The organism is Clavibacter sp. MX14-G9D, from assembly GCF_032917815.1.
In the GTDB taxonomy this organism is placed as follows: Bacteria; Actinomycetota; Actinomycetes; order Actinomycetales; family Microbacteriaceae; genus Clavibacter; species Clavibacter michiganensis_K.
In genome coordinates, this window is the sequence record NZ_JAVCVL010000311.1 from 1 (window position 1) to 2,297 (window position 2,297).

Here is a 2,297-nt window from a genome sequence, read left to right on the forward strand (position 1 = left end):
CGGGAACGCCCGGCCGTTGCCGATCGCGGGACGCGCCTCGTCCGCCGTGCCCGAGCCAGGGCCGAAGCCGTAGCCGTAGCCCGTGCCCGCGCCCGCGCCCGCGCCGACGAGCGCGCGCTCGCGCTCGGCGGCGGACGCGTTCTCGTCGACCACGGGGACCGGCGCGCTGAGCGGGCCGGTGACCTGCTTGCGCGTGGACGCGATCCAGAAGAAGACGAGGAGGATCACGAGCGACGCGATGCTCGTCGACATGCCCTGGTACGCGTCGCCGCGGATGAGCGAGAAGAGGTACGGGGTGACGACGACCGCGATCGCGGCGCCGAGGAGGCCCCGGCGGCGCATGCGCGCGCGGATGAAGAGGCTCGCCACGAGGCCGAGGAGCGCGCCGACGGCGACGACCCCGGGGATCCCGAAGTTGCTGAACGCCTCGCCGATGGCCGACAGGCTCGTCTCGACGCGGTTGACGCCGTAGAAGCGGGGGACGTACGTGGACGTGAACCACGTGTTGCCGCCGCCGAACGGCTTGTCCTCCCACAGTCCGCGGGGGATGAACCAGGCGGGCACGGCCGCGTAGGTCGCGCCCCACTGGTAGACGAAGTCGGGCATCGCGGCCACCTCGTTGAGGCGGATGAGCACGTCGAACGGCCGGGTCTCGATGCCGCTGGTGAGGCGGTCGAGCAGCACGCCCAGCGGGTCCTGCGTGAGGCGGTCGAGCGAGCGGCCGTTGTCGAACGTGGACTCGCGGATGACGATCGAGTAGACCATCGCGACCACGGCCGTGACGCCGCCGATGAGGGCGATGCTGCGGAAGCGGAACGGCTTCGGGCCGACCTGCTTGAGGATCAGGAACGGCAGGAACACGCCGATGATGAGCGGACCGCGGCCTCCCGCGGAGCCGGCGCAGACGACGAGCACGAGGACGGCGAGCAGGTTGACCCAGTTCCAGGCCTCGAGGCCCTTCTGCCGGCGCGCGAGCACGTTGTAGACGATGGCGATCTGCACGGGGATGTAGGAGAGGCCGATGAACGACTTGCCGGAGAGGAAGTCGCTCCGGTTGGCGAGGCCCGTCGTGTACGCCTGGATGCCGCCCGAGCTGAGCACCAGGTACACGAGGAGGCCGAGGGCCACGACCGCGGAGATGACCACGAGCGCCTGCGACACGGACGTGTTGAACACGCGCTGCCAGCGCACCTGCGCGTCGGCGTCGACGAGCGCGGGGCCGCCGGCGAGCGCGTTGGCCTCGAGCGCCTTCGCGTCCTCGCCGCCGCGGGCGATCCGGCGGGCCTCGCGGGCCACCGAGTAGTAGTAGACGACGTAGAACGCCGAGAAGAAGATGAGCGCCTCGATGAGCGCCGAGCTCGCCGCGAGCTGCAGCGTGGGGGAGAAGAAGCGCGTGTCGGCGATGGCGCCGGGGCTCGTCTCCGTGCTGTTGGCGACCGTGAGCGGCCGGAGGACGAACAGGAGGAGGCCCGTGGCCGCGACGATGCCACCGGGGGTCAGCGGGTCGCCGTTGGAGACGGTCTCCTTGACGAGGACGCCCACGAGCAGGATCGCGAGCACCGCGATCATGAACGGGTAGGACAGCTCGTTGCCGAGGAGCGCGACGCCGCCGAGGGCGGCGAGGACGGTGAGCGCCACGGCGGCCGCGAAGACCGCCGGGGTCGCTAGGCGGTACGTCGGACCCATGAAGTCATCTCCTCGAATGCCGCGTCCAGGCGGGCTGTGGCTGCGACGAGGGCCGTCGCCGTGGTGGATGCGGTGCCGGCGTCGGCCGACCCCGCGATGGCGGTGCGGACCGCCCGGTCGAGGTCGGGCTCCGTGCGCGTGCCGAACTCGGCCACGAACGCCCCGACCTTGGTGGCCCCGCCGACGGCGACCACGGGCGTCGACAGCATCGTACCCAGGTACATGGCGTGCATACGAGAGGCGATGACCACCTCGCGGTCGGCCATGAGCTCCGCCGCGCGGCGCCAGCCGTGGTCGCCGGGCTCGGTGGTGAGGCGGGCGCGCACCTCGGGGTGCAGCGCGCCGGCGTCGGAGTCGTCGCCCTGGTCCATCGAGACGAAGACGACCTCGCCGAACCGGGCCTCGAGGGCGGCGACGTGGTCGAGGGTCGCCTGCGGGGAGTGCTTCGCGTTGAGCGCCACGACCGCGCCGCGGCGGCGGTCGGCGGGGGCGGCGAGCTCCGCCAGCTCGGGCGCGGCGAAGAGGCTGACGTCGGCGGCGACCTGCACGGGCGCCTTCGAGTAGCCGGCCGCGCGGCCCGCGGAGTCGGGGTCGCGGGTCCAGACGCGGGC

General features: G+C 72.7%; 2 protein-coding genes. Both read right to left on the minus strand.

Translation table 11 applies throughout. From position 1 onward, the window contains the following. Nucleotides 1-1,686, minus strand: a 1,686-nt coding sequence (locus Q6969_RS15075; RefSeq protein WP_317231173.1) for an O-antigen polymerase, incomplete at its 3' end; no start/stop codon positions are given. Then, on the minus strand, nucleotides 1,665-2,297 hold a 633-nt coding region (locus Q6969_RS15080; protein ID WP_317231174.1), incomplete at its 5' end, for a polysaccharide pyruvyl transferase family protein. The genes Q6969_RS15075 and Q6969_RS15080, both read right to left, overlap by 22 nt.